The 25,177-nt window shown below is 65.7% G+C and carries 22 protein-coding genes and 1 tRNA gene; 9 read left to right on the top strand and 14 right to left on the bottom strand.

Going from position 1 to position 25,177, the window contains the following annotated elements:
- Positions 1 to 88 precede the first annotated feature (88 nt).
- The 7 genes from D0C15_RS03090 to D0C15_RS03060 form a co-directional block, all read right to left on the bottom strand.
- On the bottom strand, positions 89 to 505 hold the full coding sequence (locus D0C15_RS03090; protein ID WP_211323068.1) for a hypothetical protein: 417 nt from the start codon (positions 503 to 505) through the stop codon (positions 89 to 91).
- Between the two features lie 153 nt (positions 506 to 658).
- Positions 659 to 937, bottom strand: a complete 279-nt coding sequence (locus D0C15_RS03085) for a hypothetical protein (RefSeq protein ID WP_245975534.1) — start codon at positions 935 to 937, stop codon at positions 659 to 661.
- A 29-nt stretch (positions 938 to 966) separates the two neighbouring features.
- Positions 967 to 1,290, bottom strand: coding sequence for a hypothetical protein (locus tag D0C15_RS03080; RefSeq protein ID WP_245975533.1), 324 nt, complete (start codon positions 1,288 to 1,290; stop codon positions 967 to 969).
- Between the two features lie 26 nt (positions 1,291 to 1,316).
- Complete coding sequence (locus D0C15_RS34615; protein ID WP_245975532.1) at positions 1,317 to 1,925, bottom strand: hypothetical protein; 609 nt, start codon at positions 1,923 to 1,925, stop codon at positions 1,317 to 1,319.
- A 168-nt stretch (positions 1,926 to 2,093) separates the two neighbouring features.
- Positions 2,094 to 6,179, bottom strand: coding sequence for an Eco57I restriction-modification methylase domain-containing protein (locus D0C15_RS03070; RefSeq protein ID WP_116040790.1), 4,086 nt, complete (start codon positions 6,177 to 6,179; stop codon positions 2,094 to 2,096).
- Positions 6,179 to 9,076 (bottom strand): DEAD/DEAH box helicase, encoded by a 2,898-nt coding sequence (locus tag D0C15_RS03065; RefSeq protein WP_116040789.1) that lies wholly within the window; start codon positions 9,074 to 9,076, stop codon positions 6,179 to 6,181. Before D0C15_RS03065 ends, D0C15_RS03070 begins: the two co-directional genes overlap by 1 nt.
- A gap of 23 nt (positions 9,077 to 9,099) precedes the next feature.
- Positions 9,100 to 15,312 carry a protein kinase domain-containing protein gene (locus D0C15_RS03060; protein WP_245975531.1) on the bottom strand — a complete coding sequence of 2,071 codons (6,213 nt, stop codon included), beginning with the start codon at positions 15,310 to 15,312 and terminating at the stop codon, positions 9,100 to 9,102.
- Positions 15,313 to 15,478: 166 nt separating this feature from the next.
- Here D0C15_RS03060 and D0C15_RS03055 point away from each other — a divergent pair, with 166 nt between their 5' ends.
- From D0C15_RS03055 to D0C15_RS03045, 3 genes are all read left to right on the top strand, one after another.
- The gene (locus tag D0C15_RS03055) at positions 15,479 to 15,805 is read left to right on the top strand and encodes a hypothetical protein (protein WP_116040787.1); all 327 of its coding nucleotides are present in this window, start codon (positions 15,479 to 15,481) and stop codon (positions 15,803 to 15,805) included.
- Between the two features lie 84 nt (positions 15,806 to 15,889).
- Complete coding sequence (locus D0C15_RS03050; protein WP_116040786.1) at positions 15,890 to 16,414, top strand: DUF488 domain-containing protein; 525 nt, start codon at positions 15,890 to 15,892, stop codon at positions 16,412 to 16,414.
- Between the two features lie 213 nt (positions 16,415 to 16,627).
- Positions 16,628 to 17,038: a hypothetical protein gene (locus D0C15_RS03045; protein WP_116040785.1), complete on the top strand. Its 411-nt coding sequence runs from the start codon at positions 16,628 to 16,630 to the stop codon at positions 17,036 to 17,038.
- A 16-nt stretch (positions 17,039 to 17,054) separates the two neighbouring features.
- On the opposite strand, the gene D0C15_RS03040 is transcribed toward D0C15_RS03045, so the two are convergent.
- From D0C15_RS03040 to D0C15_RS03030, 3 genes are all read right to left on the bottom strand, one after another.
- Entirely contained in the window at positions 17,055 to 18,239 is a 1,185-nt protein-coding gene (locus D0C15_RS03040; protein WP_245975530.1) for a peptidoglycan-binding protein, read from the bottom strand.
- A 54-nt stretch (positions 18,240 to 18,293) separates the two neighbouring features.
- Positions 18,294 to 18,608, bottom strand: coding sequence for a hypothetical protein (locus D0C15_RS03035; RefSeq protein WP_116040783.1), 315 nt, complete (start codon positions 18,606 to 18,608; stop codon positions 18,294 to 18,296).
- A 515-nt stretch (positions 18,609 to 19,123) separates the two neighbouring features.
- Positions 19,124 to 19,753, bottom strand: a complete 630-nt coding sequence (locus D0C15_RS03030) for a CGNR zinc finger domain-containing protein (RefSeq protein WP_116040782.1) — start codon at positions 19,751 to 19,753, stop codon at positions 19,124 to 19,126.
- Positions 19,754 to 19,840: 87 nt separating this feature from the next.
- Here D0C15_RS03030 and D0C15_RS03025 point away from each other — a divergent pair, with 87 nt between their 5' ends.
- Positions 19,841 to 20,620, top strand: coding sequence for an MBL fold metallo-hydrolase (locus D0C15_RS03025; RefSeq protein ID WP_116040781.1), 780 nt, complete (start codon positions 19,841 to 19,843; stop codon positions 20,618 to 20,620).
- A 315-nt stretch (positions 20,621 to 20,935) separates the two neighbouring features.
- On the opposite strand, the gene D0C15_RS03020 is transcribed toward D0C15_RS03025, so the two are convergent.
- The 3 genes from D0C15_RS03020 to D0C15_RS03010 all read right to left on the bottom strand — a co-directional run bounded on the left by D0C15_RS03020 (position 20,936) and on the right by D0C15_RS03010 (position 22,804).
- On the bottom strand, positions 20,936 to 21,481 hold the full coding sequence (locus tag D0C15_RS03020; RefSeq protein WP_245975529.1) for a hypothetical protein: 546 nt from the start codon (positions 21,479 to 21,481) through the stop codon (positions 20,936 to 20,938).
- A gap of 100 nt (positions 21,482 to 21,581) precedes the next feature.
- Positions 21,582 to 22,052 carry an NUDIX hydrolase gene (locus D0C15_RS03015; protein WP_116040780.1) on the bottom strand — a complete coding sequence of 157 codons (471 nt, stop codon included), beginning with the start codon at positions 22,050 to 22,052 and terminating at the stop codon, positions 21,582 to 21,584.
- A gap of 8 nt (positions 22,053 to 22,060) precedes the next feature.
- Complete coding sequence (locus D0C15_RS03010; RefSeq protein WP_116040779.1) at positions 22,061 to 22,804, bottom strand: DUF5919 domain-containing protein; 744 nt, start codon at positions 22,802 to 22,804, stop codon at positions 22,061 to 22,063.
- Between the two features lie 153 nt (positions 22,805 to 22,957).
- On the opposite strand from D0C15_RS03010, the gene D0C15_RS03005 reads away from it, so the two are divergent.
- The 4 genes from D0C15_RS03005 to D0C15_RS02990 are packed head-to-tail and all read left to right on the top strand — an operon-like array spanning position 22,958 to position 24,008.
- The gene (locus D0C15_RS03005; protein WP_116040778.1) at positions 22,958 to 23,296 is read left to right on the top strand and encodes a hypothetical protein; all 339 of its coding nucleotides are present in this window, start codon (positions 22,958 to 22,960) and stop codon (positions 23,294 to 23,296) included.
- Between the two features lie 16 nt (positions 23,297 to 23,312).
- On the top strand, positions 23,313 to 23,501 hold the full coding sequence (locus D0C15_RS03000) for a hypothetical protein (protein ID WP_245975528.1): 189 nt from the start codon (positions 23,313 to 23,315) through the stop codon (positions 23,499 to 23,501).
- Positions 23,502 to 23,505: 4 nt separating this feature from the next.
- A complete protein-coding gene (locus D0C15_RS02995) occupies positions 23,506 to 23,751 on the top strand; it encodes a hypothetical protein (protein WP_162829879.1) in 246 nt (81 codons plus the stop codon).
- Entirely contained in the window at positions 23,748 to 24,008 is a 261-nt protein-coding gene (locus D0C15_RS02990; RefSeq protein ID WP_245975527.1) for an AMED_5909 family protein, read from the top strand. Before D0C15_RS02995 ends, D0C15_RS02990 begins: the two co-directional genes overlap by 4 nt.
- Before the next feature lie 202 nt (positions 24,009 to 24,210).
- Here D0C15_RS02990 and D0C15_RS02985 read toward each other — a convergent pair.
- Positions 24,211 to 24,284, bottom strand: a tRNA-Ile gene (locus D0C15_RS02985).
- A 204-nt stretch (positions 24,285 to 24,488) separates the two neighbouring features.
- Between D0C15_RS02985 and D0C15_RS02980 the strand changes: the two genes are divergently transcribed.
- Positions 24,489 to 24,896, top strand: a complete 408-nt coding sequence (locus D0C15_RS02980) for a hypothetical protein (protein ID WP_245975526.1) — start codon at positions 24,489 to 24,491, stop codon at positions 24,894 to 24,896.
- Positions 24,897 to 25,177 lie beyond the last annotated feature (281 nt).

The following is a 25,177-nucleotide window of genomic DNA, read 5'->3' as shown; positions in this document are numbered from 1 at the left end:
TGATCGACGACGAGGTCCATCGTCGCCCACGACCTCGCCGGAAGTCGCACCCGGTTTCCCGAGCGTGTCACAACGGGTATCAACTTCGTCAGCGCCGACGGCCAGGGGCCGGTGTGGCGACAAGGGTCAGGCAAAGCCGAACTGCATCGCCGAAGGGGTCAGCCTCGATGACTTCGGCCGTGTCACCGAGAGGTGAGTACTCCACTCGCACATGTGGACCTATCTCGCCCTTCATCCGCCGCGCCAACTCCCGGCCGTCCGCGACCCACTTCGCCTCTTCCACCGGGTCGCGTATCCCGATGTCCTGCGGAGCATCATCGTTGTAGTTGCTCTGCATCCGGTCGTCCCACTCGGCGACGGCTGCGAGTAGATCGTCACTGAGCACGACAACCTCCGAGAGGTCGTCAATGTCAACGTCGTAGGGAATGTCATCACCGACTGAAACCCAGAACGGGCCGGTACCCCAGTCGAACCGCAACTTGACAGTGAGTTCGGCATCCGTCATGGCAGAGGCTTCAACTTTCTCGTCTCACCGATGCCTACAGAGCACCGCTCACGGTCATTCCTCCATCGTCGTCAAAGGATCACGCTTCGATGACTTCAGTCGAGCCGCCGAGAGGTGAGTACTCGACTCGCATGTGTGGCCCAACCTCGCCCTTCAACCGTCGCGCCAGTTCCCGACCGTCGGCGATGAATTTCGTTCGTCCTCCGGGTCGCTGAACCCCGAGTCCTGCGGCTGCTCCTCCACGTAGGTGCTCTGCATCCGATCGTTCCACTCGGCGATCGCCGCGCGCAGCTCGGCGCTGAGCGAGACCATCTCGGTGATGTCGCCCGGGCCGTAGTTGTCGGCAATATCGTTGTCGATGGACACCCACAACGGGTCGACACGCCAGTCGAACCGAAGGGATACCTCCATGATCTGCTCAGCATCGCTCACGGGCTATTCCTCCAGTGCTGGGCGAAGGATCACGCTTCGATGACTTCGGGTGTGTCACCGAGAGCCGAGTACTCCACTCGCACGCGTGGCCCAACCTCGCCCTTCATCCGCCGCGCCAAATCCCGACCGTCCGCGACCCACTTCGCCTCTTCCACCGGGTCGCGTATCCCGATGTCCTGCGGAGTCTCATCGTTGTAGGTGCTCTGCATCCGATCGTCCCACTCGGCCACGGCCGCGAGCAGCTCATCACTGAGCACGACGACCTCCCAGAGGTCATCGACGTCAACGTCGTAGGGAATGTCATCACCGACCGAGACCCAGAACGGACCGGTACCCCAATCGAACTGCAACATGATTACCAGGTCGCTGCTCGTATCCGTCATGGTAATGGCCTCAACTTTCTCGTCAGTGATACCGGGTTGGCGCCGACAATGTAACCGTTGGCCGAAACAGAAATAGCCATACGTCTGGGCTGTCCCCGGTGCGAGAACTCGTAGACGGTCCGGTCACCGCCGGAAACGCCCTTGGGTTTTCCGTGCACAAGAGCAGTGAATATGGCGTCCACAATCTCGTCGCCGACAATTCCTTGCCTCTCGAAGTTTGTGATTCGGACCGGTTTCATGATGTGCTGCAGGCCGCTGCGCTCGTCGCCCTTCTCCAGCCATACCACACGGTCGTCGCGAGCGCGGGCGATACGCACCACTCGATTCGGGCTGATCTTGTGGCCCTGTCGTTGCGCCTCGGCGATCAACGCGGGATCGGGTGGCGATGACCGCTGCCGTGGCGGTTCAGTCGACTTCAGCGGCACCGGATGGGTAACCACCGGTGCGGCGGTGACTCCGAGATTTGTCAGGTAAGCCCCGAGCACGTCGTGCAGACGTTCACGCAACTGCTGGATCGACACTACTTCGTCAGTCGCCTGGCCAAGCCCTGCGATGGCTTCGGGCAGTTCGGGGGCATCACTGCCCTCCGCGATCTGCACCAGCACGACCCGAGCTTCCTCGACACCGGCAAGAGCTTCGGACAACGCAGGAGCTGGCCAGGACGCGAGTGCCTGCTCGATTGACCCAGCCAGATTCTCAACTGACATTCAACCCCCAGGTACCTGTGCGGCTAGGTACGCATCTCCCTCAAGCTTCCTGACTGTCCGCGCTCCTCACCGTGCTGAGTGCCGGGGGCCTTGGCCGGGGCGCGGGGTGAGTTTGGAGTTGTAGTTCTCGCCATCGATGAGCGGATCGGTGAGGCCGACCCCAGCAGCCGCCATCCGGTCGTACTCGGCCAAAATCAGGTCCTTGGTGCGATAGGTGCCGTACTTGGCCTCGTCCTTGCGCTTGACGATTGGGAACGTGTCGAGGATGTACGCCGCGTCGTCGCGCGAGATCCCGTATAGGTGGAAGAAGAGCGCGTCCAACTCAGCTCGGATCAGGGCGCGGCGTTCCTCGCTCCAGACGAATGGAGCGTCGGTGTCGCCAAGGTCACAGGCGAAGGCGCGCATGTCGTGGGCGGTGTAGGTCAGCTCCAAAACTCGAGGACCTATGAAGTCACGGTGGTTCCGCGAACTCTCAGGGGTCAGAAACGGAAGCTGCTCGAACTGGAAAAAATTTAGATTGGTTCCACCAAGTTTCTGGCGCAGAGTGTAATCTAGCACTAGCGACACCATATTCGCGTACAAAAGTTCGGTTGACTTACTCGATGACGGAATGATTACGTTCCCGGAGTCACCTAAACCTCCCTTCGTAAAAGCGAAGGCGACTGCTGTGCGCTCGTCCGTAGCCCGACAAATCTTGCGAAACCCGAGGAGCCAGCCGCGGTCCCAACCCTTAGCGGCCAGGCGGGTGCTCACTCCCGCTTCATAGATCCGTTTGCCGTCTTTGTCGAGGCGATCGGTCGGCACGTCATCTTCGGACACCCAGTAGCGCGGGAGAACGACGGCGTCGGGGTCCTGCTTCTCCTCAAGAGTGAAGTCATGCGTGGCGCCGTGCTCGTCGTAGGTGGCCCAGCGGTGGTCGTAGTGGTGGAGCATCTTCGCCTCGTACAGTGGCAACCTCCGCTGGGTGCCTTTGCTGAAGACGTTGCCGGAGAGGGTCCAGCCGTCCGCTTCCAGGTCCTCTCGTGAATGGAAAAGGTGAGAGTCGCTGGTCATGTTGAACAACCCCTGCATGAATGACACACTCCACGGATTGCTGCCACCCTGGCCGTGTTCGTCAGGTTCCCTGATGAGCACCGGAACTCGGCGGTAGATGTCGAGAGTGATTTCGGCGTCTCGCCGGGAACGGAAGATCGGGCAAGTGCCGGTGTTGGGATTGAGAAGGGTGATCTCATCGGGGGTGAGAGCGAAAGCCTTGTCGGCGTCGTCGAGTTCAGCCGGCTCGTGGAGGAAGAAGGCAAAGCTTGCCGCCGGTTCCCGGAGCGCACGTCCCGCGAGGGACAGGATGCAAAACTTGAATGAGCGGTGAACGCTGAGAAAGAGCGGCGCCGCGTTCTCGAAGTCGTAGAGCGCGGCCAGAGAACCACGCAGTACGAGGTCTTTGAAGAAGTACTGAGTCGTGGCATCCGTGGCGATGCCGGTGGGGACGAGCACGCCCATCCGGCCGCGAGGCCCAGTCAAGCGCAGCCCTTGCTCTGCAAATATGGAATCCGTCTTGATGCGCCCTCTGCCGCACAACGGGAAGACCTGCGAGTTGCTGGCAAACTGCCGCATTCCGTCAATCTGGCGTTTTGCGTCTTCATACGCCTGGTGAAGTACCGGATCATGCGCTTCAAGCCTCTCAATGTGCTTCTTGCGCTTTGAGCCCGACGCAGCCGCGATCTCCGGAGCGCGCGACGAAAAGAACTCCTGTTCCTTGAGTTCCAGGTGTTCCCACGGCGGGTTGCCCAGTACGCAGTCGAAGCCGCCCGCCCAACCGCTCGCCTCGTCGCCGCCCGCGCCTGTCTCGGAGACGGTGAACACGTCGGGAAACTCCAGGTGCCAATGGAAGAAGCGATACTGGTCGCGGAGGTGGGCGATCTCGTCGTGTGTGCGTTGAGGCGCCGCGTCGGCTTCCGGATCTTGGAGGTTACGGAACACTTCCTCTGTGATCGCGAGCGGAGTATCGGTGGTCTTGCGCCACAAGAAGGCCGCGCACCAGGCGTCGGCCACATGCAGCGCGCGCACATAGTCTGCCGACTCCGCGAACTCGCGGTACGCGGACTCCTGGCGGCGTACGTCGACCAATGTGTCCGATGGCGCGCTGGTGATCCGGCGCAAACCGGAGGCGAACACAGAGTTCGCCACCTTCGTCTCGGTGCCGAGGTCGAACAGCCCGCGCTGGCCGTGGCGCTCGCTCGTGTTCTGCCGTTCAAGAGTCTTTGCGTACTTCTTGTCGTCTCCTTCGATTGGCTTGAACGCCTCGTCCGGGATACCACCGCGCAGCAGCGCCGGGGTCGTACCGATGAGCGCGTTGCCGCACTTGACGTGCGCGTCGAGGAAGCCCAGAGGCTTGCCAGGCTCCAAGGCTTCCAACCACAGCGACACCTTCGCGAGTTCGACGGCCATCGGATTGAGGTCCACGCCGTAGACACAGCGGGCGATGACCTCGTGCAGGGCCTGGCGAACGGCGTCCAGCGTGGGTTCGGGATTGCGTTCCCGTACCGCCGCCACTCGCTTGGCGATGCGGCGGGCGGCGGCGACGAGGAAATGCCCTGAACCGCAGGCAGGGTCGCAGATTGTCAGGGACAGCAACTCGGCTGCGATCGATTCCGCTGGATCCGCCTCCCCCGCCGTCGTGGCCGCCTGCTCGCCGCGCTTCACGGCGTCATCAATGATTGGGTCCAATGTCGAGTTCAGCAGACACTCGATCAATGACGACGGCGTGTAGTAAGAGCCAGTGGTCTTCCGGGTGTTGCCCGCGAGATTCTCCAGCTCGAAGCTGCGATCCATCGGGCTGTGCCTGGGAACCTGCTCCAGCAGCGATTCGTAGATGGAGCCCAATTCCTCGGCGTCCAGGTGCCGGTAGTCGATCGAGCGCCAGCGGCGCGATCCCACGTCTCGGACCTGCGAGAGGTGCCGCACGGCGGCCAGCAGGTCGCCGTTGGCCAATGACAAACCGTGCAGCGGGGCGTCGGCTTCTGTGTCGTCGAAAATGCCACCGAGGCCAGGCAAGCCGAGTTCTGGGCGTCCGTCCTCGTCACCGAGTGCGTCCAGAACAATCCGCAGGGCTTGGTAGAGGTCGTCGTGGGCGCTGCCCCGGCGTCGCCGCGCGTGCGCCCGCAGCCTCGCCGTCGAGAAGTACGCGGCATACCGTTGCCGAGCCTGCTCGCTCGCGTCCGGTGCGTGCAATACGTCCCGGTCCTCTGCGACGAAAACGAACAGCAGCCGGTAGACGAGCCGCAGCAGGGCATTGTGGACCGCGGCGACGTCGACGTCCTCCCTCAGCGTCGCGTTGTCGGGGTGCCTGAGGAATCCCGTGCCCAAGGTAGTGATCGCCTTCTGAACCCCGTTTCGGAGCTGGTCGAGCGCCCGGGTGCCGGACTTGATGGCCTCTCCGCGCCACGTTTCCAGCCAGCATGTCGCTGGCGCCGCGCCCTCGGCGATCGTGAAGCGGGAGACGTGCAGCAGCCGATACAGCAGGACGAACTCGCTGAACAACTCGCCGTCGAAGATGGCTTCCAGGTCGAATTCGACGTAGGAGGCGGTGGCCAAGGCGCTGGAGTCGCGCAGTAGGCGCACCTGCCGGCCGTTGGTGATCACTCCCCACAGGTGGGCCTCGGAGCGATTCAGGCATTCCTGCACCAACGACTGCGGCGGCACCGTGCCCGCACCGCCCGGCCGCTTGTCAAGCGAGGCATTCCATCCGGCCAGGTGCACGGGCACGTGGTTCCAGCGGTGGCTGATCGCGAAGGCCTTGCCGCCATCGTCGGAGGCGATGCCCGTGTCCCCGATCGCGGTCAGCTCACCGAAGCCGAGCTCGGCGAACAGCGGCGCTAGCCACTGCGTGATCGCCAGCCCCGTGGGGTCTGCCGGGACGTCGGCCTCCGGGGCGACGGGAAGCTTCTCCCGCAGCTCACTCCACACAGTCTTGAGATAGTCCCAATGACGTTCAGCGTCATCACGCACCGAACGCGAGCCGATCACGCGATAGTCAGCGGGCAAGCAACCGCCGACATCCTTGCCTTCGGAGATGCGCACCAACATGTCGGCGGGCAAAAGGCCACCGATGGTGTGGACCGCGGAGAAGACCTGATTACGAGCAACAGCGGACATCAGGCGGCCCCTCCGGACACTGGCAGGTACACGTAGGCGCCGAGGATGTCGGCGGGTTTCTGCGCGGACACGTTCACGCCGCGGACGATCTCACCGGAGGCGCTGCGCACCCGGCGGTGTGAGGCGAGCAGTTCGGCCGCGAGATTGTCCCCATAGGACTCCAGGTGCGGGTTCGCGGCGGACAGCCCGTCCAGCACGCGTTGCATCGTGCGCTCGCCGAACACCGGGTCGGTGTTCTCGTCGGCACTCAAATCCAGCAGCGCCAGGGCATCCTCGGCGGGCAACCAGGTGGCGTTGGACGGCGAACCCTGGAATGCGAGCAGGCGGGCGTCCTCGGCGACCAGTTGCCGCTCCCCCACCCTGGACGGCAGCGTGAGGTGGAAACGGTAGCGGACCAGCAGGAGCGTCGTTCGGGTGTCGACGCTCCTCGTGCGGATGACCCCGCAACGGCGGGCTGGCCTCGGCCCGACGGCCTTGCCGTCGAGCGCCGCGTTGAGGACGTACCCGGCGAGCGCGCCGACCACCGGGTCGGTCCGGACCAGGGCGGCCTCGCCGCGCGCCACCGCTGCCGTCGTGCGGAACGGTACGCGGCGTCCCGCCTCGACGGCGTCGCCGCCGAGCATCGGCGCGAGGGCGTCGCGGAGTCCGACAGGTGTGCCACTCAGATCGGCGGTGAAATCGTCTCCGGCCTCGTCTCGCAGGACGGCTTCCAGCGCGGCCAACGCCTGCCGGACGAAGTCGCGGGTCTCCTCCGTACGGCCCAAGGTGTCCCGCACCGCGGCGACCTCGCGGGCGACCTCCTGGGGATGGATGGCGCGCTGGGCGAAACGCGAGCGGGACGTCTTCTCCCGTTCGGCGGCCGACTTCCAGTCCACCTCCAGCGCGGCCGTCTTGCTGCTGAACGTCTCGGCCTCGAACAGCTCCGCCTGCTCCGGGCGGCGGCTGCGCATCAGCAACCATTCCACGATCGCGTCCGTCACCCCGGAAGAGGCGGCGTCGGGGACCGACACCGAGATGCCCAAGTCCTTCTGGATCTGCCGGTGCTTCTTGATGAGAACTTCGAGGACCTTCCCGTCGATGCCGTTGTCGCTGCCGTAGAGCGTGACGACCTTGACGGTGTCCCTCTTCTGGCCGTAGCGGTCGACACGGCCTTCACGCTGATCGTGCCGAGTGGGGTTCCAGGCCAGGTCGTAGTGCACCACGGCGTCGAAGTGATGCTGGAGGTTCACGCCCTCGGAGAGGCAGTCGGTGGCGACGAGCACGCGGCGGGCGGCGGCATCCGCGCCGGCCTCCTCGGCCAGCGCCTCGATCCGCTGCAGCCGCTGCTGTGGGGAGAGCGTTCCGGTGACGGCACGCACCACGGTCTTCTTGCCGATCTTGCCGTCCAGATATTCGGCCACATACTCGGCGGTGGGGATATAGCGGCAGAAAACGATCGGGTGGTAACCGTCGGCCAGCAAGGCCTTGAGGTGCTTGACCAGAGCGGCCAGCTTCCGATCCTCGGTCGTTCCCTCCAGTTGCGCCGCACGGTCGGCCAGTTCGGCGAGCCGCGCGCCCGCGTCGTCGGTCTCCGCCCCGGGGGCGACGTCGACACCTTCCAGCCCGTCGCTGTCCGGGGAGTCCCGGATCAACGGGGCACCGAGCCGGTCGGCTTCCTCGACCGTCGCGGCCGTCGCCGCCGCGGACCGGGTGCGCAGGGTCTGAGCAGCGGCCCTCGGTGACGAGACGAGGGACCGCAGCAGCGCGATCGCCGACCACCAGGCGATGCGGGCCTCGCGCTTGCCCTGCTCACCAGCATTCGTGACGCGCTCACTGGCATAGGCGATGGCGTCGTCGAGCAGGGCCCGGTAGGCCGGGGAAAGCCGGTAGGTCTCGTCCTTGAAGAACCGGTCCGAGGGAAACGCGGTCTCCTCGCGCAAACTGTCGTCGGCCAGCCCGTCATTCACGGTGAGGAACTGGCGCACATCGGCGCGCTTGCGCTGCACGAAATGCGCGGCGAGTAGCTTTCGGCCCCGGTCCGAATCAAAGTCGGCCGTGGCCAGTTCCGGCTTGACGAGGCCGAGCAGCGCGCGGAAGGCGCTCTCCTTGCCGCTGTGCGGGGTCGCGGTCACCAGAAGCAGATGGCGATCCATGTCGGCGGCGACGCGCTGGAGCAACTCGTAGCGCAGCTGACTTTGGGTGGAGGCGGTCTCATCCGCGGTGACGCAGGTGTGCGCCTCGTCCACGACGACCAGGTCGGGACAGTGCTTCACGAAGTCGTCCCGGTGGCGGGTGGACTTGATGTAGTCGGTGGACACCACCACGTGCGGATGCTTGTCGAACAGCGACTGCCCCAGGTCGAGCCCGCGTTCCAGCTTCGAGACCGTGGAGGCCAGGACCAGCTCCGCGTCGATGCCGAACTTGGTGCGCAGCTCGTCCTGCCACTGCTCGGCCAAGGCGGGCGAGCACAGCACGGCAAGCCCCCGGGCGCTTCCCTGCGCGAGCAGTTCGCTGGCGATGACGCCGGCCTCGACGGTCTTGCCGATACCGACGTCATCGGAGATCAGCATGCGCACGGTCTTCTGTCGCAGGGCCATCATCAGCGGAACAAGCTGGTAGGCACGTGGCTCGACGGCGATCCCCGCGAGCGAGCGGAACGGCCCGGCGCCGGAGCGGAAACCGATCCGCAGCGCGGAGCGAAGTAAACCCGCGGCGAGCGCGTCGCCGAGGTCATCGGCCGACGGCCGCTCGAACTCGGCGTGACGAACCTGCTCGAACGCCGGGAAGACGGCGGCAACATCGTCGTCGGCCCCGCCCAACGGCCGCAGGACCAGCATGTCGTCGGCGCTGTCCGGCAGCACGACCCAGTCGCGTCCACGGGCGGAGACCAGGGAACCTGTGGTGAAGGTGGTCGTCATCTTTGTCGTCGTCTCTTTCGTCGTCAGACGCCCACGCCGGGCCCGAAGTAGCGCTCGAAATTCTTGGCTATGCCGGCCCAGTCGCCGTCGTGCGGGAACCGCACCACGTCCCAGCCCTTGTCGAGCAGACGGTCCTCCGCTTCGACATCGCGTTCGGCGACCGACGGGTACTCGTGCATCGGGCCGTCGACAAAGACGGCGACGCTGGCACCGGGCAGCCGGTAGACGAAGTCGGGCCGGGCAAGAGCCTCGGGGAGGAAGGTCTGCGCCTCGTCAGGCAAACGCAACCCGTGGTCCTTGAGCCAGGAGATGAGCTTTTCCTCCAACCGGGTGTCCGACTGCCCGGCAAGCCGCGTCAACTGCTCGGAGCGGGATTCGCCACGGCCGGCGGCAAGTGCCTGCGCGTCCGCGAAGCGCAACAGCAGCTCACGGACCGAGTGCCGGTCGATCGCGAGGTGGTTGGGCTGGTTGCCGTAGGTGAGCAGGCACTCGTAGCAGCCGCGCGCGCAAAGCCGGTCAGGGTGCGGACCGCCCCTGTCGGTGCCGTCGAGCTCGAAGTGGCAGATCTCCAAGGCGACCGCCGCGGCCTGCTTCAGCGCGTCCGGCTGGGATTGCATCAGCCGCAGCACACCAGCACCGCCCTCGGCGGCCTCGGTGAACAGCATTCGGTCTCTGTCGCCCTCCTCGGGTGGCAGGAGTTCGCTGGTCAACTCGGAGTCCTCCAGCTCGAAGGCGGCTTCGATGCCACGTTCCAGCGCATACATCAACGACAGAGCGACCGCCTCCGGCAGTGCTGCGGCGAGCTTGACCACCAAGATGTTGCGGCGGTCCTGGACGTAGGGGATTACGCGCTTCTTGCGGCGCTTCTCGTTGCCGTCGGCGTCGACGATGGGCATCTCGCTGGAGTCACCGGACGCCTCGCCCGCATCGCGTTCGTTCATCCAGCGCCCGTCCGCGGGGTCGAGCCAGAACCCGTCCGGCTCGTTCTCCTTGGCGGCCAGACGACCGACATTGGTGATACGCACCGTCGCGGAGTCGCCGTAGGTCACGGTGGCGATCGTGCCGTCGGAGTCGGAAACCGTGGCGTCCCGGCGGCCGGGGCGGGCCCCATGGTCGTGGAACCGGTAGGAGGTCACCAACCGGAAACCCGCTCGCCTGCGCTCCTCCTCGTCCGAAGAGATCCGCTCCCGCTGCCTCGTGTAGACGGTGTGCAACTGGAGCAGGCCGGTCGAGGCTGCCGGCAACCGCGCATCGCACATCTGGCAGTTGTCGGCGTTCTCCTGGATATCGTGGTGATAGCCGCAGGCGGCGCAGCGCTTGGCGCTGGTGGTGACCACGTCGCCGGTGGCGTCGGGGGGCAGCTGAATCCGGGTGACCTGGTAGCGGGCTCCTTCGTGGTAGATGAGCGCGCCCGGACCGAACTCGCGAATGGCCAGGAACCGGGGGCGCTGGAGGTAGTCGCCCTCACCGAAGCGACGACCCGTGGTGGGGATGTAGGCGGCGAGCGGCAGACGCGGGAACGAGTAGCCGGGCAGGAAACCCTCACTGGCGAGATAGCGGTAGGGACTGAAGTCCGACAACACTGACTTGCTGTCCACACTCTCGTTCTTCAACAGATTGAGCTGAGTTTCCGCTTCCTTCCGGCGCCGGACCGCGGAGTTGCGGTCGCGCTCGGACAGAGTGTGGTCAAGCACCCTGCGGTTTTGCTCGGCCTGGTCCACCAGCGCGGCCCTGAACAGATCTCGCCAGCGGTCGAAGCCGCGGTCGAACTGCTCGCCGGCGGCCCGCACGGTGTCCTCGATCCACAGATCGTGCCACCAGGCTGTGTCCGCGAAGTCGGCCAGTAGGCCGCCGAGAACCTGGCGGGAAGCCGACACGGCGCGCCGCTGCGCTCCGGAGTCGTGCATAACGACGGCGACATGCTCGTGCAGCGGCAGCGCGGGGTCGGGTCTGCGGGCGTCCTCGGCGTAGCCGATGTCGATGATCTCGGGAATCGCGCGGCCCAGCTTGAGTCCGGATTCGGCCAGCCAGATGGCCTGGACGTGGGAGCGCACCAAGTCCTCGTTGGCGAGGTCGAGGCGGGGCGGGGCGACGGCTCCGGCGACCATCCGATCCGAGCGGCGGAAGTAGTACTGGTCGTGACTGTTGCCGGTGGCGCAGTAGGTGGTGACCAGCGCAGGTTGACCGGAGCGGCCCGCGCGGCCACTGCGCTGCGCGTAGTTGGCGGGGGTGGGCGGGACGTTGCGCATCATGACGGCGTTGAGCTCGGAGATGTCCACGCCCAGCTCCATCGTCGGTGAGCAGTAGAGCAACTTGAGCTGGCCCTTGCGGAATTCCTCCTCACGCCGCTCCCGTTCCTCCGGGGAGACCTGGGCGGTGTGTTCCCTGGCGGCCATGCCGCCGAGGGCACCGGCTGCGCTGCCGTACAGGTCGCGGAAGAACGTGTTGACCCGAGGGCCGTCACCGCTGGCGTAGGTGCGGGTGAGCGGATCGTGGGTGCCGGTCTCACCGGTCCCGGCCCGCCAGATGAACGCCCTGGCAGCGATGCGGTAGCCGGTGATCGTCGGTCCCGCGGACCGCCGGAAGCGGCCGGCCCGCTGCGGCATCGTGTCGAACTTCTGCAGTAGTTGGGCGTCGGCCAGCACGTCGAGCAGATCCGCGATCACCTTCTGGGCGTCGTCGGTCGACAGATCCGTGAAATGCACCCGGCGCAGGTACTTGCCGAACTTGCCACGGCCGGACAGGAACAGGCCCGAGCGGTCCATGCCCGGCTTGGAACCCTGCGGATAGGCGGTGCCCAGCTGAGGACGATCACTCATCGACAGCACCCAGGGGTCGACGAGTCGCTCCTCGCTGGCGCGCTGCAGGGTGTCGAAGTCGTCGCGGAAGTACTGCACGTCCACGGCGAGCGCCCTGCGCATCTCGTCCAGCAGCACGCGCATGATCTCGGCGCGACGGCCCGGTTCGGCGTCGCGCAGGTCCGGGTACGCCTTGGCCCAGCGGTCGTCCCGGCCGGCGATCCACTCCAGGTCCTCGTAGTGGATCTCCAGCAGGCCGGTTTGCTCCAGGTTGGGCATTGTCACCCGCCACCCGCGCTGCAGATCGAGGTAGAGCCGGAAGGCGATGACGTCCCGCAAGGTCTTGGCGGCGTTGCGGGCCAGTGAGGGCGGCAGATCCGCTTCGCCCGCGTAATCGGCCAGTCCCAGACCCAGCGTATCCGCGACCCGGGAGGCGAGTTCCTCGTGCCGGATGCCTTCCTCCCCCGCCTCGACCGCCGCCTGATACAGGGCAGCGCGCAGTTGGGTGATCTGCACGAAGTCGTTGAAATGACCCGCCTGCAGGGAGGCGTCCTGCCGATTGTCGACGAACGTGAGGAGCTTGCGGGCCTTCTTGTCGAGCGCCTCGGCGGGAGTGTTTTTCAGGGAGCGCACGATGGAGGCGGAGACGAGTGAGGTCGCCGAGGAACGACCCTCCTGGGCAAGGGTGGCCAGTTTGGCGAAGTCCTTCCCGCGGGTCTGCTCGTAGCTCACTCCGCAGTGCAGACAGAACAGGAACGGCGCGGGGATGAACGCGGCCGTGAGATCACCCTGGCCCTCGGTTCCGTAGGGGTCCACGAAGGCGGATTTAGGCAACCGCTTCTGGTAGGAGTCCCGCACGACCTCCTGACCGTGGTCGTCGACGTCCAGCCAGGACTCTGGGAGGCGCCTGTCGGCGATGGCCTCCTCGGTTGTGCGGGGCCAGGGGCGTTCGGGGTCGATGTAGAGGTAGCCGTCCCCGGCGCGGCCACCGGTCGCGGCCGTGTCCTGGCGCGGCTCGTAAACCGTGCTGCCGTCCTTCGACTTCCGCCACACCGTCAGGTACTCCTGGCCGCACTCACGGCAGAAGGCCAACGGCAGCAGGACCTTGCCACCCGAGCCCGGCTGGACGAGTTGGTAGTCGCGCGTCAGATGGCGAGACGACTTGTCCTCGATGGTGACGTAGACGGTGTCGCCCTTGGACAGAAACTGGTGCAGCCGGAAGGCGAACAGGGGGCGTTCGGTGACGGGGTTCCTGGCTTCCGAACCTGCTGAGAGCGTCCGGCGGATCGCCTCCGCGCAGTCCTCCTCGGCCAGCCCACTGTCGAGGGCGAGTTCGGCCGCCGCGTCCTCGATCTTGGCGGGACGCTGCCGGACCAGCCGGCCCGTCCCTTCCTCGGTGGCGAGACCGAAGCGCGTCTCGATCCAGCGGGCGAGCGGGTCGGCCACCAAATCCGCGTAGGCGCGCGGCGCACCGGGCAACCGGAGCCGCTCGGCCTGCACCGTGTCGGGCGTCTCGCCGGTGGCGCGTACGAGGGTCTCGCCGATGACGTTGCCGGGGCGCACGGTGGTGCCGAAGAGATTGGACGCGACACGAGCCACGACCTTTCGCTGATCGGCGAAGGTGCCCTCACTGGACATGGTGGCGGAGGTGCCCACGCACTGCAGGCGCTCGGCCTGGCACGCTTCGCGGACTCGGCGGATGAGCAGGGCCACGTCCGCGCCCTGGCGGCCCCGGTAGGTGTGCAACTCGTCGAGGACGAGGAATTCCAAGCCGCTGGCCATCTTGATCAGCGAACGCCGGTCGTCGGGCCGCGTGAGCATCAGCTCCAGCATCACGTAGTTGGTGAGCAGGATGTCCGGCGGATTGTCGCGAATCTCCTTGCGCCGCTCGTCACCCTCCTGACCGGTGTAGCGGGCGTAGGTCACCGGCTCTCGGCCCTTGCCGTAGCCGTCGAGAAGAAACTTGTCGAGTTCCTTGAGTTGGCTGTTGGCCAGAGCGTTCATCGGGTACACGATGATCGCGCGAACTCGTTTTGGTGTGTCCGGGCCCTCTTCTTTGCGAGCCTTGAGGACCTTGTCGACGATCGGCACGATGTAGGCGAGCGACTTGCCGGAGCCCGTTCCCGTGGTGAGGACGTAGGACTCGCCGGACCGCGCGGCGTCGATCGCCTCGCGCTGATGGCGATGGAGCGTGAGCGGGCGGCCGTCGCACATCGTGGCGCCCTCGGTCTTGCCTGACTGAAAGATGCGCGTGCATTCCTCGTCCAGGACAGCTGAGTTCGCCAGCTCCAGCACTGTGCCGCCGGAGGCGAAGAAGGGGTTCAGCGACAGCCAGGGGTCGGGCCACTGGGACTTCGCGTCCAGATCGTCCTCGACGAACGACGCGATCCGGTCGTCGCGGATGATTGTTCCCCCCTCGGTGAACGACCGGTAGTCGGTGATGAGCTTCCGATGGACCCCGAAGACGTCCATGCCTGTTGCGGCCTGACGGTTGTCGGAATCGCTCACAGGGTTCACTCGGGTGGGCTTGTGGGTCTCGGCAAGCCACTCCACGGGATTCAAGGCATTCCATCCGTGGAGGCTCTCCTCACCCACCGCGAGCGGCAGCAGGGCCTCGCGGACGGCGACTGCGTCGACCGGCCGATCGACCGGATTCTTCATCAGCAGGCTCTCGATGAGTCTCGTCAGCTCCTTGGGCACGTCCGAGCGCAGAGGCCCGACGGGTGGTGGCGCCTCGTCGAGATGCTTCTGCCCGAGTTCGTGCGCGGACTCACTGTGGAACGGTGGGACACCAGTGAGAAGTTCGAACAACACACAGCCGAGGGCGTAGAGGTCCGCCGCCGGTCCCACTGCAGATGCGCGGAACTGCTCAGGAGCCATGTAGCGGGCGGTGCCGACCGTGACGCCGGTGCTGGTGAGCTGGGCGTCCTTGGCGTCGTCGACGATCCGTCCCATACCGAAGTCGAGAACCTTGACCGCGCCGCCGCGCAACACCATCACATTCGACGGCTTGAGATCGCGGTGAATCACACCGGCGGTGTGCGCCACGGACAAGCCGTCGGCGATCTGCGCGCCCAGGGCCGCGACCCAGGAGACCGGCGACTGCGGATACTCACAGACCAGGTCGCGGAGTGATCGTCCGTCGAGATACTCCATCGCCAGGTAGGCCAGGCCGGCAGAGTCCACACCCCCGTCGACGATACGGGGGAAGTTGGGATGGCTGAGCCGTTGCATGATGCGCACTTCACGACCGAAGCGCTGGACCGCCTTCGCGTCGGACCCAGAGTCGATGAGCGTGCCGGAGCGGCTGTGCAGGACGAGCTTCACCGCGACGATGCGGCTTGCAGAGCCTTCGGGTGCCTCGCAATCCTCAGCACGGTGAACCTCGCCCATGTTGCCCTTGCCGATAGGCCCGAGCAGCCGGAATCGGCTGGCCACGACCTGATGGTCCGTTGGCACTTAGTCCTCCCGCACGCAATGATCGAAAAGTGGCACATGCTGTATATCGACACGTGGCCACGGTCTGTAACAGTCTGCACGCAGCGGCGGTCACATGTTGTGAACCCGTGATGACAGAGCCGACGAGGCGGCACGAGCCGAAACCATGCGGGTGCTGCTGCACGACATCCCGACCGAGGGCATCGATGTTGCCAGGGTTGCCTCGGCCACGCCGTTGTGCAGTGGGGCCGATCTTGAAGCCGTGGTACAGCGGGCCACCGACGCCACCAGCGACCAGGCCCTGACCGCTGGTACCGAACCACCGGTGACCATGGCAGCAGTCGAACGTGCGATTGCCGACGTCCGCCCCTCGACCCTGGATTGGCTTACCCGAGCCAGAGCGTACGTGGAGTTCGCCAACCAGACGGAACGCTATTCGGACGTCGCGGCCTACCTCGCAACCCGCGAAGTCCGCCGCAGACTGGGGCGCTGAACCGACGCCGCAGGTGTACCACGGGCCGTGCGCGGGTACCAGGGAGGGTATGGAACTGGTTACAACGCGGGGAACTGATCGCCGATGGAGTTGCTGACGGTCGGGCACGGTACCGCCGGGAAGGACGAGTTGTCCGCGTTGTTGCACGACGCGGACATCGAGTCACTGGTCGACATCCGCACCGCACCCGGCAGCAGGCAAAACCCGGACGCCGGACGGGAGCGCTTGCGCGAATGGCTGCCTGTCGTCGGGATCGGGTATCGCTGGGAACAGCGCTTGGGTGGTTTCCGCAAAGTGGCCGCTGATTCACCGGACACCTTCTGGCGCAACGATTCCTTCCGCGGATACGCCGGCTACACCCGCGACGCCCGGTTCCTCGAAGCAGTCGACGACCTGATCGCCAGTGCGCGTTCGACACGCACCGTGGTGATGTGCAGCGAGAGCGTGTGGTGGCGCTGCCATCGCCGGATCGTCGCGGACTTCCTGGTACTGAGCAGGGATGTACCGGTCCGGCACCTCATGCACGATGGACGGTTGACGCCGCACCCACCCACAGCAGGAGCGCGAGTGCGAGCGGACGGGCTCGTCGTTTATGACCGGGCAGGCTGAATCCGTGGCACGGACGGCACAAGCACCACGGTTCCGAGACAGGCCTGCCCGGACGACGCCCGGGGGGGCACTTGCCCGAAGTCAGGACTACGCTCCCCCGACGCTGTAGCATCGTCGGGGCCAGGCTGGTTGATCTGCAGGATCTGACGTCGATGCCAGGATGCGGTTGCTGCCGTCGGCCGAATCGCTGCCCTGCTATTGGGAGGTAGCTTGATGCACACCCCGTCCGCGCAATCCGTCCCGCAATCGCTGGACCCCGACGACCCGGTCCGGAAGGCGGTACACCACGCCGCCACCGCGCCGCTTCGTGAGGTCTTCGGCGATCGCGTTCAGGTGGAGGTGGAACGCCTCGACCGAATTGGACCTTGGGTTTTCCTGCAGGGGAGAACGCGCGGCGCCGACGGCGGTCGCCCGAACTATGCCGGCACTGTCTACGAGTCACGCCGGGCCGACGGCGTCATGTCCGATGCCTACGCCGTACTGCTCAGGAAGACTGACGATGCGGGTGCCGACAATGACGCCGAGTCCTGGCGCTTGTCCGACCAGGCCATCGGCCCGACCGATGTGGCCTGGCTGACCTGGCCGGACAAGCACGCGGCGCCGCGCGCGTTGTTCGGATTCTGATTCCGCGCGAGCAGGCTCAGCTCGGCGGCCGGAGGATCTCGACGAGACCGCCGCCGCCACCCATGCTGATCTGTTGCGAACCGTCGGGGTTGATGTTGTTCGAGCCGATGAACTGACCGTCGCCGGCATACAGCACGACGTGCCCGCCGCCGTTCGAGACCACCACGTCACCGGGCTGCGCCTCGGACAATGACACCGTCGTCCAGCCGTCCGCCTTGAGGTTGGCTCGCAGTTCCGCGACTGAGGCGCTGGCCTGGCTTTCGTCGATCAGGCCTGCCGCTTCCAGGCAGCCGGAGACGAAGTTCGCGCAGTTGACGTCGTTGGGCACCCAGGACTGCATCGCGGGCAGCTCACCGCTGCCCTTGAGGTCGCCCGCGTTGCGGCCGAGGAACCTCTCGGCGATCTTGGCCGGGTTGTCACCTCGGGCTTCGATCGGCTTTGCGGGCCTCCCGTCCCCCTGGACCGCGGCGACCCCGCCACCGCTACTGTCGCCGCCACCACCGCCTCCACCGCCGCCGACGGCTGGAGGTGGACTGCCACCGGCATTGACGGGGCCAGGGCCGGCGCTCTGCGGCGTGGTTTGGCTGGTGTCGGCGGGCAGCAGCTCCACGAAACCGCCCTCGATCTCCAGGCCGAGGGGTTCGAGGAGGGCGTCGATCTCTTTCTCGGCGTTTTCCAGCGCCTGCTCGATCTCCTCCTTTTTGCCATTGGAGTCTTTCTCATTGAGCTGCCGAAGCCGTTCGATGTCGGACGCGGCGGATTCGATCTCGTTCTCGTCGTCGGAGCTGTTCTTCCGCTGCCGAGCGGCGCTGATCAGTTTGCGGTTGTCCGCGTCGTTGTCGTTGGCTTGCTCAGCAAGGTTTGTGACCTTTTTCTTGACGTCCTCAAGAATCTCGGACACGCGCTGGAGAATGCTCTTGGCTGCCTCGGCCTTGTCGCTGACCTTGTAGCTGGCCTTGCTCAGCTGTTCGAGGTGGTCGCCGAGGGCGTCAGCGTCTTTGCCGTCCCATTCGCGCAGCACGTCGTCGCGGAAGACTTTGAGATCGTCGCCGAGATCATTGGCGCTGGTGGCGGCTCCGTTGACCTTTTCTGCCTGGTCGTTCAGCGCTCGCGCGTCGAGCTTTCCTGCCTGTTCGGCATGTTTGTCGATGGCGTCCATCGACGCCGGACGGTCACGCGACGGATCGTCGAGCGCACTCAACTGCTGTCCTGTGGTGGTCATCGGTAAATCCCCTGGTTCCCGTCCTGATTCCGATCAAGCCCGCTCGGACTTGCCACCACCGAAGGTGTACACGCCCTGGTCCTCGTCGTTCCGCATGAGCTCAGCAGCGTTGGCCAGTGCTTGGGAAGCGGCGTCGACGAGCTTCGCGGCGGCACCCAGCTCATTGTTCACGCCACTGTAGAATCCCTGCATCGTCTTACCCGCGCTGGCCGCGTTGCGCAGATCGCCGTACGCGCCTCCAGGGTCGCCATCACCCAGGTCCGTGCCCGCCTTGCTGTAGCCGTCCTTGAGGTTGCCGACCTTCTTGGCGAGGTCGGCAATCTGCTCTGGGTCGAATCGGCGGCTCATCAGTGTTCCCTCCAGTGTCTGGCGCCAACGCCCGCGCTCACGCTGCTCTACCGCGCAGTCTACGAGCCCACACTTGCCTGCGCGCACGTTTCCCGAAACGCGACGACGACGTCGATCTCCTTCCTGCTCCGGATGCCGGCCTGGCTCTTCGGCGAGCCAGGCGAAGAATCCTTACAGTTCGACGTCTGCACACCCGGATGGTTCCACCAACTCGGCCAGAGGATTCGCGCGCCGCCGTCGAGCGGCGCTGCCACCCACACGCGGGCTACGTCGCGCGGCGGTGGGTCCGGCCGACTAATCGGTGCGATTCCACAAGTTTTCGCAGCGTGGATCACATTTCGCTATTGACCCGCATGTTGTCTCGCAGATGGATTGAACGGCGAATTCCGACGAGCCGTTCCAATTATGCATTGTTCGGCGACGAGCCAGCGAGTCGCTGAAAACGAGATCGGTGCGGTAGACGGCCGTCGCTTCCTCCAGGTGTCCCTGCTCGACCAGCAGTGCACCGCAGGCGGTCACGGCGTATCACGGCCAGTGCGCCTGGCGTAGGCCCGCGCGGCGCGCGCACGGTCACCGCAACGCGTCGAGCACCATGTGCGACGACCACGGCGGACCAGGAACCGGGTACACGGGGCCGAACCGCAGGCCGTGAGCCGGTCTGCCTCGTCCGAGGTCAACAGGTCGGCGGCATCCGCGGCGAGGGTGGCCAACGCGTGGTCGACGATCTGGGTCGTCGGATGCGGTGCAGCGCGGTACGGGCCCGCCTTGTCGTCCCACTGCAGGAGCGGGGCCGTGGGCACCCGCGTCAACGCATCATTGATCGACGACAAGGCTGCAGGGATCGCCGGCAGCGCCGATACACGCGCGGCGAACAGCGCCCTGACCTGCTCACGCAGAGACCGCAGCTGGGAGGCGCACATGTCGCGCATACCGGAATCCACCGGCGCCAAGTCGCGCTCGGTCAGCCACCGGTTCGCCGCGTCCGGGGTGCCCAGGTGATCGATGAAGTGACCACCCGGCAGCGCAATGACGCTGTTCGCCAGCGCGAGCGAGAGGTGTTCGTCCTCGCCGGGCGCGGGCGGCAACTCGTGATCCACCGTCGCGATCTCGTCCACGACCTCATGGTACCGCAGTGCCACATCCATGAGCCTCATGGTCCAACTTGCATTCATCCGTGAGAAACGATTACCGTGCATCACGGTTGATCCAGCAACATCCGTGAGAGGATTCCCATGCCCGCTTCAGCGACCGCGCAGTTCCCCGTCCGCGTCTTCGGGGGCCCCACCGCCCTGTTCGACTACGGCGGCCTGCGCTTCCTGACCGACCCGACCTTCGACGGCCCCGGCGACTACGAGAGCGCCGGGCCTGTGCTGACCAAGACGAGTTCCCCGCAGGGCTCCCCCGCCGACCTGGGCCGGGTGGACGTGGTGCTGCTCTCCCACGACGAGCACGCCGACAACCTCGACAACTCCGGCCGAGCCCTGCTTGCCGACGTTCCCTTGACGCTCACCACCCCGGGTGGCGGCGAGCGGCTCGGCGACAAGGCCAGGGGCCTGGCCGACTGGGAAGCCGTCGAACTCGACCGTCCCGATGGGGGCACGGTCACCGTCACAGCCGTCCCCGCCATCCACGGACCGGCTGCCCGCGAAGAAGTGGAGCCCATCGCCGGCCAGGTCGTCGGCTTCGTGCTCACTGGGGAAGGACTGCCGACCGTCTACGTCAGCGGGGACAACGCCTCCCTGGATTTGGTCCGCGAGATCACCGAGCGCTTCGCCCCTGTGGACACCGCCATCATGTTCGCCGGCGCACCCAGTTCCCCGATGCTTTTCGGCGGCAAGCCGGTCGTATTCGACAGCACCCAGGCGGCCGAGGCCAGCGGCATTCTCGGCGCCCGCAGGATCGTTCCCGTGCATTTCGAGGGCTGGGCGCACTTCACGGAGGGACGCGACGACCTGCATGACGCCTTCACCGCGGCAGGCCTGGCCGACCGACTCGACTGGGGCAGCAACTGAGCCGCTCGTACCAGCGCAGCCGATGAGGAGCGCCGAGGCGTTCGTCGGCGGCCACATGCGGTGACCACCACGATCCATGCCGCTCGTGGCCGGGAACGGATCCCGGCCACGAGCGGCATACGACTCGAACGGCCCGACCACGGTATCGATTGCACGAACCGTGTTGTCTCCACCGAAGATCGGCCTCACCGCAAGGTGCTTTCGGTGCTGGCGTAGGACTCTGCCGCGGACTTATTCACACCGATGGAAATCCACAACAGACAGTCGACACGCCGTACGTCCCGTAAGTCGCAAGGCTGGCTTCTGGTTCGCCGGTCAGCGCAGGGGGCGCCGGCGCCAGTTCGAATCCAGGTCGCCGACCTTGATGCCGTTCTCGTCCAGGGCGTTGTAGACGGTCATACGACCGCCGGTCATCACAAAGCTGAGGGCGACCGTTCCGTTCGCGATGTCGTCGCGACCGCCGACCCATTCGAGCACGTCGACGGCGTTGAGGCGCTGATGTTGCAGGTCGGCCACACCGGAAAGGACGTCGGCGCGCCAGGTCAGGCGGAAGTCATCGGACGTCGGCCACACAGGGTCTTTAGTCGTGTCGATGGAGTTCCACGTGATCGACACTTCGGTGAATTTCATGTGGTTGACCTCGACCTGTTCGCCGTCGAAGTCGAAGACGACCGGGCAGTCCGCGAACCACGTGGCGTTGCTGTGGTCCCAGACAAACCAGCAGCGAGTGAAACGCCTGCCGACAAGGGAAGCAAGCCGGTGGCCGTGGCGGACTATCACCGAGTCGGCACTGTCGTGCCAGTGCGGCCGATAGCCAGGGATACCGAAGTCGACGCCGAGCAGGTGGTTGAGGTCGCTCACGCGGTGATCTCCTTGCTGTTCGCCCAAATCCAGTCATCCGTCGAAGTTTTCTGCGTGAGTAGCAACGCTGCCGTACTGCCAGCCGCCGTTCTACCGAACCCTAGGAGTAAAAGGGCATTGAGGAATTCTCAAGTGCGTGTTCGAGGCGGAGTCTTATAGAGGGGTGGATGCCCAGACTCGGCAGAGAGTCCACGTCCACGCAGTGCACTTCCTTGCTCTCGCTGCTCGTCCGCATTTCGCCGCCGAGGGGCTTGGCGCGGAAGCAGATCGAGAACTCCTGGCGGACCTCGCCGTCGTCGTAAGCGATGACGTGGTTCGGGTTGGAGTAGATCCCGATCAGGCCGGTCACCTCGCATTCGATGCCGGTCTCCTCGCGGACCTCGCGCACGGCCGCCTGCGTCAGCGTCTCCCCTAGTTCGAGCTGGCCGCCAGGTATGGCGTAGTAGTCGTTGTCCGTCCGGCGGATCATCAGTATCCGGCCTTGCTCGTCCTGGATGAACGCACTGACAGCGATGGCGATGCTGTTGGCGGCCGGTGCGTTCGTGTCGTGGTAGTAGTCCCTGCGGGCCATGCTGCCTCCTAGAAGGTGGCTGGGCGAGAGAGATTCCAGGCGGATTCGAAGCTCTCGGAATAGGTCTCGAACAGATCGCCTGCGGAGAGCCTGCGCAGGTGCAGCGATGGTGCGTGTGCGCCTTGGAAGCCGTAGACGTGGGTGTTGATGATCATTTCGTCATCGAAGCGGAAGATCGAGTTGTAGAGCGTGGTGTTATGGAACCGCATGTCCACGCCCTCGACTCCCTGCAACGGCCGGTAGTACGCCAGCGCATTACGGATACGTGCGGCGAGTGTGCCTACTCCGAGCTGTTCTTCCTCGCTGCGTAGCGCCACGCTGCCACCGTCGGGATCACCGAACAGCAGCCGGACCTTTGCTCCGTTCTCGGCCTTGCCCGCCAGGTCCTTGACGAACCTCGGCCGCTCAACCAGGAACAACGCCGCGTGGACAAGGATTTCGACCGTGCTCTCGGCGTCGTCGATGAGCCGGTCCCACAGCTCGACCGGAATCGCGTTCCGATGCGGGAACACACGGACCACCTCGGCGGCGGCGGTCTCAGCCTTGCGTTCCGGGGGGATCGCCTGCGGCCAGAGGTAGCTTTCCGACTCCCGAGTCATCGCGGCGATCTTGTGCCGGTGCTTCGGGTACGGCGTCCGCTCCTTGGTGATCCACCGTTCGACCGTCTTCGGATCGACGTTCACGGCCCTGGCGACCTGATCCAGGGTCAGCCCATTGCGCATCAGCGCGTCTCGTAGCCGCTCGTTCGGCATGCCCACCCCTCGGGACCTGTAGGGACGTCTTCAACCGTACCAAGGACGTCCCGAGATGTCCCGCCGTGTGGTGATCACGTCCGTCCATTTCGCCGACATTGGAAGGCAGGTTGCCGGGATAGGCACGGCAGCAGAACCCAAGGAGGAACTTCCATGGCGATCCCGGGTGGATACCGGTTCGCGGCCCCCTTCGATGAGGTGTTCCCGGAAGGCGCGTACGTGCTCGGCGTCGAGCAGGCTTTCGACTGGGACCGCAATGGCAACAAGACCCCGGCCAAGGACAACGTGACCGGGCAGCTCGTTTGGAACGTGCAGGTGACCGAGGTGTTCGAGGGCCTGACCGCGACGACCTATGAGCAGAACGGCGGGGGTGCAGTTCAGCCTGCGCGCGAAGGAGATGCGGGCTCCCCGTGCGGCGAACGTGAACCGTGGGGGCGGCAAGTCCGGGCAGTCCGAGCAGGCAGCGGCGTAGGGCGTGGTGAGTGTGCGTGACCTGGTACAGGTCCACGTGACCGCCGATCTCCCGATTCGCGCGCGTGCCCTGCCGTTCGCGAACCGCGTGGAGGTGCGCTTCGGCAAAGCCTTTCCGGTCGCCTTGCTGGTCGATGAGGCCGCGCTTGCTCGGCTTGCGGAGGCCATCGAGGCGGCCGGAACAGAGCTGCGGAACGCCAATGGTCCGACACGGGCACAGGGGTGATCGCGTGGCGATAAACCTGACTTGGAGCCCGTGCGCGGACACGGCGGCGAGCATGCAGTTCGTCGGGATGGTCCATCACGAGCCCGCACTCGTCGTCACTCAAGGAACCGACCGGCTGCTCCTCGTCCCGCCGCGTGATCGTGCCGACTGGCCCCAGTTCGCCCGACTGCTACGCGAGATCCGGGACAGCGCCGACGAGCTGCGGGCCTTCCTCGACTTCGCGACGCCCACGAACAGCGAGGGGAGGTGAACAACATCAACAAACAACGTGAGCTGCGCACGTTGATGCAGGCGCACGAGGTCCTGTCCTCGATGCGGCCGTCCGAGGACGCCCCACTGCCGGTCTGGCGGGACTACTACCGCCGTAGTGCAGCGACATACGCCCGCATCGCCGAGATCGACCGAGGCCATCACCACGAGGCGCTGTACTGGGCCGACCGGGAAAACCTCAAGGCCGACGAGATTTCCAAGCGGCTGGCTAGCACGGAAGGTACCTCAGCTCGATAGCTGATCCACCAAGGACGAGGCACGGCCCACAAGAGTCGTGCGCGATGAAGCGCGTTCACGTGCTGTGAAGGGAAAAACGAGCAGTCGCAGTTAGATCGGGGGCCTCGGAGATTATTGAGGCACCCGATCTGTTCCACAGCGGCAGAGCACAGCAGACCCATGATCGGGAAATCGGCGTACGCCTGGTCAGGGTGTGGCGGTGTGGGCCGGGCGGGGCTCGAACCCGCGGCCAAGGGATTATGAGTCCCCTGCTCTAACCAACTGAGCTACCGGCCCCGTCGCGACCTCTCGGAGAGCCGGAACCGCCTGTGCACCCGCCCCCTGGGATCGCGGCACTGAACCTACCGCATTGACTGCTTCAGCTTCGCCCAGCGGTCCACGAAAGCAGCCTGCGCGGCGCGTCCCATGGAATACACCTTGACATTCACACTGGAACGTCGTTATATAACAGCGTTACGTTACTCGATCCGAGGAGTTCTGGTGTTCAGCCCCGAGACGCACTACCTGGCCGGCGTTGCCCTGCTGACGATCGTGACCATCGAGTTCGGCGGTTGGTTCCTGAGTCGCGTCGTGCGTGGTGCCGTGCCGATGACCGACTTCCAGAAATCCTTCGCCCGCGCCGGCCACGCTCACGCGGGCGTGCTGGTCATCCTCGGCCTCGTCTGCCTGCTCTACACCGATGCCACCGCCCTGACCGGTGCGTGGCTCTGGATTGCCCGCGTCGGCGTCCTCGCCGCCGCCGTTCTCATGTCGGCGGGCTTCTTCCTGTCCTCGATCGGTCGCGACGTCACCCGGCCGAACAAACTGATCGCACTGCTCTGGCTCGGCGCACTCTCACTGGCAGCAGGCGTGCTCACACTTGGCATCGGGCTCCTGGCCAGCGCCTGAAAGGCCATGGATGACGAGTCGGCCACGGATCCCTCGTAATCAGGCACTTCTGCTTGCAGCCGCCTGCACCTCTGTCCCGGGGTCTCGGACCCGTAGCTCGAGTCCCAGGGAATAGCCGGCGGCGCCGTCTGGTTATACCCCGTGTCGGCACGTCAACGTGTCCCCCGGGCTCACCCCATTGCCCTCGCGGAGTTCCGTTCGGCTGGAACCGCGTTGCGCCTTCCGCCGAGAGGCGACCGGGCGTGCCGACCTAAACCTCAGCAAGGCCCCGCCGGTTCTCC

The sequence above is a fragment of the Amycolatopsis palatopharyngis genome, from assembly GCF_003385185.1.
Classification (GTDB): Bacteria; Actinomycetota; Actinomycetes; order Mycobacteriales; family Pseudonocardiaceae; genus Amycolatopsis; species Amycolatopsis palatopharyngis.
This window is presented reverse-complemented; position numbering and strand designations above follow the sequence as displayed.

Coding starts and splice junctions, on each gene's coding strand:
- D0C15_RS03035 (WP_116040783.1), bottom strand. CDS start 18,608: ATGAGCCGCCGATTCGACCCAGAGCAGATTGCCGACCTCGCCAAGAAG.
- D0C15_RS03005 (WP_116040778.1), top strand. CDS start 22,958: ATGGCGATCCCGGGTGGATACCGGTTCGCGGCCCCCTTCGATGAGGTG.
- D0C15_RS03030 (WP_116040782.1), bottom strand. CDS start 19,753: ATGGATGTGGCACTGCGGTACCATGAGGTCGTGGACGAGATCGCGACG.
- D0C15_RS03045 (WP_116040785.1), top strand. CDS start 16,628: ATGCACACCCCGTCCGCGCAATCCGTCCCGCAATCGCTGGACCCCGAC.
- D0C15_RS03070 (WP_116040790.1), bottom strand. CDS start 6,179: ATGTCCGCTGTTGCTCGTAATCAGGTCTTCTCCGCGGTCCACACCATC.
- D0C15_RS03055 (WP_116040787.1), top strand. CDS start 15,479: ATGCGGGTGCTGCTGCACGACATCCCGACCGAGGGCATCGATGTTGCC.
- D0C15_RS03015 (WP_116040780.1), bottom strand. CDS start 22,052: ATGGCCCGCAGGGACTACTACCACGACACGAACGCACCGGCCGCCAAC.
- D0C15_RS03050 (WP_116040786.1), top strand. CDS start 15,890: ATGGAGTTGCTGACGGTCGGGCACGGTACCGCCGGGAAGGACGAGTTG.
- D0C15_RS03010 (WP_116040779.1), bottom strand. CDS start 22,804: ATGCCGAACGAGCGGCTACGAGACGCGCTGATGCGCAATGGGCTGACC.
- D0C15_RS03065 (WP_116040789.1), bottom strand. CDS start 9,076: ATGACGACCACCTTCACCACAGGTTCCCTGGTCTCCGCCCGTGGACGC.
- D0C15_RS03080 (WP_245975533.1), bottom strand. CDS start 1,290: ATGTTGCAGTTCGATTGGGGTACCGGTCCGTTCTGGGTCTCGGTCGGT.
- D0C15_RS03090 (WP_211323068.1), bottom strand. CDS start 505: ATGACGGATGCCGAACTCACTGTCAAGTTGCGGTTCGACTGGGGTACC.
- D0C15_RS03025 (WP_116040781.1), top strand. CDS start 19,841: ATGCCCGCTTCAGCGACCGCGCAGTTCCCCGTCCGCGTCTTCGGGGGC.